This window comes from Hyphomonas sp. UBA3601, assembly GCF_002375605.1.
Taxonomy (GTDB): Bacteria; Pseudomonadota; Alphaproteobacteria; order Caulobacterales; family Hyphomonadaceae; genus Hyphomonas.
Window position 1 is genome coordinate 38,373 of the sequence record NZ_DFME01000033.1, and the last position, 6,441, is coordinate 44,813.

The following is a 6,441-nucleotide window of genomic DNA, read 5'->3' on the forward strand; positions in this document are numbered from 1 at the left end:
CGCACAGGCAGTGATCTGACCCAGGAAGAACAGCGCCTGAAAGCTTACGAAACAGCCTAGGCAGGTTCTCTGATCGGATCGGGAGCGCGTACCAGCCGACTTTCGAATACGGTCTCGAAAGCATCTTTCAGGGCCAGGTCGACATCATCCATTGCGGCAGGGATTCCGAGATCGACCAGGCTGGTCACGCCATAGCGCGGGTCTGCGATCCCGCAGGGTGTGATGCCTGAGAAATGTTCGAGGTCTGGTTCCACGTTCAATGAAGTACCGTGGAAGCTGACCCATTTCTTGAGGCGTACACCGATGGCGGCAATCTTGTCTTCGCGCAGTGTCCCGCCGGCTTTCGTGCGATCAACCCATACGCCGACGCGGCCGTCACGCGGGCCCGCCTCGACATTGAAAGCGGCAAGCGCCTTGATGATCCAGGTCTCCAGATTTTGCACAAAGGCGCGCACGTCCCGCCCCCGCAGGGCAACATCCAGCATCACATAGGCAACCCGCTGGCCGGGGCCATGATATGTATACTGGCCGCCGCGCCCGGCATCAAAGACAGGGAAGCGGGCCGGGTCACGCAGGTCGTCCGGCTTGGCAGACGTGCCTGACGTGTAAAGCGGTGGATGCTCCAGGAACCAGACCAGTTCCGGCGCGCCATCCTCCCGGATCGCGCGGGCGCGCGCCTCCATGAATCGGACCGCATCCTCATAAGGAACCAGGCGGTCTGAAACGGCCCATTCTGTGTCGGGGAATTTCTGCATCACCGGGGGCATATAGGCGACATTCAGGGCTTCACAAAGTGCTGGTGTCGCCTTATACGGCCCGTCTGCCTCAATGAAGACCAGTGCGGTCATGGCGGAATTGGTAGACGCGCAGCGTTGAGGTCGCTGTGGGGCAACCCGTGGAGGTTCGAGTCCTCTTGACCGCACCATTCATTCACGGTGGCGCGTTGCGCCAAAAATCGATCGAGGATCGATTTTAGTGAATGAATGAAATCAAAGACTCATCCCCGCTACATTTCATTCCGCGTTGGACGCTGCTCAAGGCTGCCACGGTGGCGCGTCGCGCCAAAAATCGATCGAGGATCGATTTTAGTGAATGAGTGAAATCAAAGACCCACACCCGCATCAACACCCGCCACAATCACTGCGGGCACGCTGTGAGATTCCTGCGAATCCCGGCTAGCTCAACGTATTCGGTTCTTGCCGACGCCACGTAACCCCGGCAAAGAGGCGCCATGACAGAAACGTCCGTTCAGCCTGCCCAGACCGCTGAGACGCCCAACGTCGATCCGGATCTGCTGGAAGATATCATCGATGCCGTTGATGAAAAGGATTCGCGCTGGCTGGCGCGGACGCTGCAGCGCATGCATCCGGCCGACGCCGCCGATGCGCTGGAGGCTTTGTCCTTTGATACCTTCTCTGAAGCGGTAGAACTGCTTGGCGGCGAGCTGCCAGCGGACATCCTGATCGAACTGCGCGATTCCTATCGCGAAGAGGCGGTCGAAGTGCTGCCGGACGCGGCGGTGGCAAGCGCGCTCGACGAACTCGATTCCGATGATGCGACGACCATTCTCGAAGACCTCGAAGATGACCGCCGTGAGCGTATCCTGGACGACCTTGCCCCGGTGGACAGAGCCCAGCTGGAGCGGGGGCTCTCCTATGAGGAAGACACTGCCGGCCGTCTCATGCAGACGGAGTTTGTGGCCGCGCCGGAATACTGGACGGTCGGCCATGCGATCGACCATGCGCGGGAGCTCGGCGAGGAATTGCCGGAAGTCTTCTACGAGCTCTACGTGATCGATCCGGGCCATCGCCTGCTGGGAATCGTTTCGCTGGCGACGCTGCTGCGCACGCCGCGAGATGTGCAATTGTCGGACATCATGGAAGACGCATTGTCCTCTCTGAAGCCGGAGATGGACCAGGAAGAAGTGGCCTTCCAGTTCCGCAAATACTCGCTGGCTGCGGCGCCTGTGACGGATGAAGGCGACCGCCTCGTCGGCATGATCACGGTCGATGACATGGTCGATGTCATGCAGGAAGAGAACGCCGAAGACCTGCTCTCCCTGCTCAACGTGACCTCGGCGGACGGTGCCGATACGGTCTGGGATACGGTGAAGGCGCGCGCGCCGTGGCTGGGCGTTAACCTGTTCACCGCGTTTATTGCTTCCGCCATTATTTCCCTGTTCGAGGCGGCCATCGCGCAAGTTGTGGCATTGGCGGTACTGATGCCGGTCGTGGCGGCGCTGGGGGGCAATGCGGGCAGCCAGGGGCTAGCCGTTGCCGTGCGCGCCATTGCCGAACGGCAATTGGACGGCGCTGCGGCGCGCCGCGCCATCTTTCGGGAAGTGTTCAGCGGTTGCGTCAACGGAGTCATCTTTGCCATCGGGGTCGGGTTGATCTCGCTAGTCTGGTTCCGTGACGTCGAGCTGGCGCTTGTGATCGGCGCGGCAATGTTGGCGACGTTTATCTGGGCGGGCCTGTCGGGCATTCTTGTTCCCCTCGGCCTGAAGCGCCTTGGTGCTGACCCTGCAGTGGCATCGTCGGTCTTCGTGCTGACGCTGACTGATGTGATGGCATTTTTCAGTTTCCTTGGCCTTGCGTCGCTCGTGCTCCTGTAAATTGGGCACTTCTTGGCCAAATCTCGCCTCTCGGGTGAATGGGCGCGAGATTTGCAGCGCTTGCCCGTAGTAAAAAGTCAAACTGTCCCAAAACGGGAGCCATGCTTTTGGCCCGTCAAATGCGCACGTCCGACAAGGGAGTCGAACTCATCAAGAGTTTCGAAGGTTTTCGTGCGCGCGCAAGCCGCCTGCCGGATGGCAAATGGCTGGTCGGTTACGGGCATACAGAGACCGCACGCGCTGGCCTGACCGTCAGCGCCTTTGATGCGGAACTGATCCTGCGCTTTCACGATCTGAAGCGGATCGAGAACCATCTGGCGCAACAGGTGTTCACGCCGCTGAGCCAGAACGAGTTCGATGCGCTCGTCTCGTTCGCCTTCAATATCGGTCTGAAGGCCTTCGATTCCTCTGACGTACTCGCGCACCTCAATTCCGGTGACCGTATTCTTGCTGCTGAAGCCATGAGTAGCTGGCGCCGGGGTCGGGTGGATGGTCAGATCCGCGTGATTGATGGACTGGTGCGCCGCCGCGCCGTGGAAGTGGCAACCTTCCTGGATACGCCCAAACGCCGTGTTTCGATCCCGAGCGCGCTTGTCCGCCCCGAACGCGACGGCCTTGCCGGGCCAAACGGGAATCGGGACACTTCCATCGTGTTGGAGCCGCGACCTGAACAGAACCGCGCTCGCGCCACAGCCGAGCGCGAGAGCCCGCCAGAGGCCGCCGCCCGCGCAGTGGCCCAGCGCCTGACACGCATACTCGGGGAAAATGGTTCCCGCGCATCCGGCGAGCCCGACCCGCAGCCGACAGGTGATTCCACCGTTGACGAGATTACGCGCGCCGTTTCGGCGCTGGCAGGTCCCGACGGCAATGGCGAACCGGCCCCGGCGCCGCCAGCCTCCATGTCGGAACGCCGCCGCGCCTATCGCCCGCCAAACCTGTCGGATCCGCAGGGAGAGGGGCTCACGCTCGACAATCTCTCTGTGCCGCCGACAAGCCAGAAGCTGATCGATGACCTGGCCACGGTCGAGGTGGATACATCGCGCCTGATAACACCCGCGCAGGCCGAGATAGAGGATTTTGCTCCCGCACACGGTTGGCGCTGGTTGCCCTTTGCCTTGTTGGCAGGACTCGGCACGATTGGCCTTTATGACGGACTGCGCCGCATCCTCACCCAATCGGGCGCGCGCATGGGCGAGGCTGCGAGCCAGACCTATACCGGCCCCCTGATGGCGCTGGGCGGTGGCTTCCTCCTATTCGTCTCGGTCTACTATCTGTACCGCATGCTGGCGCAGGAAGATTAGGCTGACAGCCGGGGGAAGTCTTGCTAAGTCAGCGGCATGATTCCGAACACATATCCCACTTTGAACTTCGATCTCGGTGAAACTGCGGACATGATCCGCGAGACCGTGGCAAGTTTCGCCCAGAACGAAATCGCCCCTCGCGCCGCAGAGATTGACCGCACGGATACGTTTCCGCGCGACCTGTTGCCGAAAATGGGCGAACTTGGCCTCCTCGGCATCACGGTCGAGGAAGAGTGGGGCGGCACCGGGCTTGGCTATCTCGAACATGTGGTCGCGATGGAAGAAATTTCACGCGCTTCGGCTTCAGTCGGCCTGTCCTACGGCGCCCATTCCAATCTTTGCGTCAACCAGCTTCGCCGCTGGGGGAATGACGACCAGAAATCCCGCTACCTTCCCAAGCTCGTCTCTGGCGAACATCTTGGTGCCCTCGCCATGAGTGAGAGTGGCGCTGGCTCTGATGTCGTGTCCATGAAGCTGAAGGCCGAGAAGAAGGGCGACCGCTATGTGCTGAACGGCACCAAGATGTGGATCACCAACTCGCCCAGCGCCGACTTCTTCTGCCTGCTGGCCAACACCTCCGACGACAAGCCCCACGTCAATAAGTCCCTGATCGTGGTGCCCAAGGACGCCGGCGGCATCACCGTGGACAAGCCGCTCAACAAGCTGGGCATGCGCAGCTCGGAAACCGCCCAGGTGTTCTTCGACGACGTGCGCGTGCCGCAGCGCAACCTGATCGGCCAGGAAGGCATGGGCTTCATGATGCAGATGATGCAGTTCCAGGAAGAGCGCCTGTGGGGCGCCGCCAACGCCATCAAGGGCTGCGAGAACCTGATCGCCCAGACCATCGACTACGCCCGCGACCGTCAGGTGTTCGGCATGTCGCTGCTGGACAACCAGTCCGTGCATTTCAAGCTGGCGGAGCTGCAGACCGAGGTGGAAATGCTGCGCGCGCTGGTGTGGCAGGCCTGCGAAACCTACATCAACGGCGGCGACGTGCTGCGTCTGGCGTCCATGGCCAAGCTCAAGGCCGGCCGCCTGTCCCGGGAAGTGGCCGACGGCTGCATGCAGTACTGGGGCGGCAACTGCTTTATGTGGGACAACCCGGCCAGCCAGCTCTACCGCGACGGCCGCCTGGGCTCCATCGGCGGCGGCGCCGACGAAGTCATGCTCGGCATTATCTGCAAGACCATGGGCATGCTGCCGGGCAAAAAGAAGAACAGTTAATAGTGAACAGTGAATAGTTAATAGCGGGATGGATGATGACTTTACCTGAGACGACGGCGCTGACGCTTTCCCGTGAAAGCGGCGTTTTGCACATCACGCTGAATCGGCCGGAGGCGCGTAACGCCATGAGCCTGGCCATGGTGAACGAGCTGATGGACGTGTTCGACTGGCTGGAGAACGACGCCGGCGGTGCCGGGGTGCGTGCCCTGGTGCTGCGCGGCGCGGACGGCCATTTCTGCGCCGGCGGCGACATCAAGGACATGGCCGGCGCCAGGCAGCAGGCCGCCGAGGGCGACCCGGAGGCGTTTCTGCGCCTGAACCGCCGCTTCGGTGAAATGATCAGCACCGCCAACCGCCTGCCCCAGGTGCTGATCACCGTGCTGGAAGGCGCGGTGATGGGCGGCGGCTTCGGTCTGGCCTGCGTCAGCGACGTGGCGATCGCCGCCGGCGACGCCAAATTCGGCCTGCCGGAAACCGGTCTCGGCGTGAGTCCCGCGCAGATCGCCCCGTTCGTGGTGCAGCGCATCGGCCTCACCCGCGCCCGCCGCATCGCCCTCACCGGCCAGCGCTTCGACGGCCACCACGCGCTGACGCTGGGCGTGGTCCACGAGGTGGCGGACTCCCCGACGGAGCTGGACAAGAAGCTCGCCGAGGTGCTCGGTGAAATACGCCGCTGCGCTCCCAACGCAAGCCGGGTCACCAAACAACTGGTGCTCGACGTGGGCCACGTGCCCATGGACGAGCTGCTCGACCGCGCGGCGGCCGACTTCGCCGAAGCCGTGGCCAGCGAAGAGGGCCAGGAAGGCACCCTGGCTTTTGTGCAGAAGCGTCCGCCGAAGTGGGCCGCCGACGAATGATCAGGTCTTCCTGTGAAAGCGACCCCTTGTGGGAGCGGGCCCTTGTGGGAGCAGGCCTCGCCCGCGAAAGGCAAGCGGAGCTTGCCGGCAGGATCCCAGAGACGCTGGCTCTCCAGGTGTTCGGAGCTCCGTATCCGAGACGCGGGGCAGCGTCACCGCCACGGGACATAACACCGCCCGGACCTTTACAGAAAGGTTAGGCGTCAGCTATGACCCGGGGCACCGGAGTCTGCCCCGGAGCGGGTCTGTGTTAGGCCCTTCCGGGACCCTGGAGAACAGGACGTTCGACAGGGAGCGTACAGGGACGTATTCACAGCGTTCCCGGAAGGGCAGAACACAGACTCGCGACCCCGGATGGAGAGCCCACATTTCCGATGCAGAGACGCTATTCGTGCTCCCGTTAGACAGGTCTCTGGTATCCCGCCGGGAGCTTCGCTCCCTTTCG

At 62.4% G+C, this 6,441-nt stretch carries 5 protein-coding genes and 1 tRNA gene; 5 read left to right on the forward strand and 1 reads right to left on the reverse strand.

Features of this window, described 5'->3' with window-relative positions:
* Nucleotides 1-56: 56 nt before the first annotated feature.
* Entirely contained in the window at nucleotides 57-755 is a 699-nt protein-coding gene (lipB, locus tag B4F73_RS03710) for a lipoyl(octanoyl) transferase LipB (protein WP_349677837.1), read from the reverse strand.
* Between the two features lie 85 nt (nucleotides 756-840).
* Here lipB and B4F73_RS03715 point away from each other — a divergent pair.
* From B4F73_RS03715 to B4F73_RS03735, 5 genes are all read left to right on the forward strand, one after another.
* Nucleotides 841-925, forward strand: a tRNA-Leu gene (locus B4F73_RS03715).
* Between the two features lie 306 nt (nucleotides 926-1,231).
* The gene (mgtE, locus tag B4F73_RS03720; protein WP_290482533.1) at nucleotides 1,232-2,614 is read left to right on the forward strand and encodes a magnesium transporter; all 1,383 of its coding nucleotides are present in this window, start codon (nucleotides 1,232-1,234) and stop codon (nucleotides 2,612-2,614) included.
* Between the two features lie 101 nt (nucleotides 2,615-2,715).
* Nucleotides 2,716-3,915 (forward strand): lysozyme, encoded by a 1,200-nt coding sequence (locus B4F73_RS03725; RefSeq protein WP_290482534.1) that lies wholly within the window; start codon nucleotides 2,716-2,718, stop codon nucleotides 3,913-3,915.
* 90 nt (nucleotides 3,916-4,005) lie between these two features.
* Entirely contained in the window at nucleotides 4,006-5,139 is a 1,134-nt protein-coding gene (locus tag B4F73_RS03730; RefSeq protein WP_349679535.1) for an acyl-CoA dehydrogenase family protein, read from the forward strand.
* A gap of 32 nt (nucleotides 5,140-5,171) precedes the next feature.
* The gene (locus B4F73_RS03735; RefSeq protein WP_290482536.1) at nucleotides 5,172-5,996 is read left to right on the forward strand and encodes an enoyl-CoA hydratase/isomerase family protein; all 825 of its coding nucleotides are present in this window, start codon (nucleotides 5,172-5,174) and stop codon (nucleotides 5,994-5,996) included.
* Nucleotides 5,997-6,441: the final 445 nt, after the last annotated feature.

Bases quoted from the DNA above. Each gene is read 5' to 3' on its own strand.
- mgtE (WP_290482533.1), top strand. From the start codon at position 1,232: ATGACAGAAACGTCCGTTCAGCCTGCCCAGACCGCTGAGACGCCCAAC.
- B4F73_RS03730 (WP_349679535.1), top strand. From the start codon at position 4,006: ATGATCCGCGAGACCGTGGCAAGTTTCGCCCAGAACGAAATCGCCCCT.
- B4F73_RS03725 (WP_290482534.1), top strand. From the start codon at position 2,716: ATGCTTTTGGCCCGTCAAATGCGCACGTCCGACAAGGGAGTCGAACTC.
- lipB (WP_349677837.1), bottom strand. From the start codon at position 755: ATGCAGAAATTCCCCGACACAGAATGGGCCGTTTCAGACCGCCTGGTT.
- B4F73_RS03735 (WP_290482536.1), top strand. From the start codon at position 5,172: ATGATGACTTTACCTGAGACGACGGCGCTGACGCTTTCCCGTGAAAGC.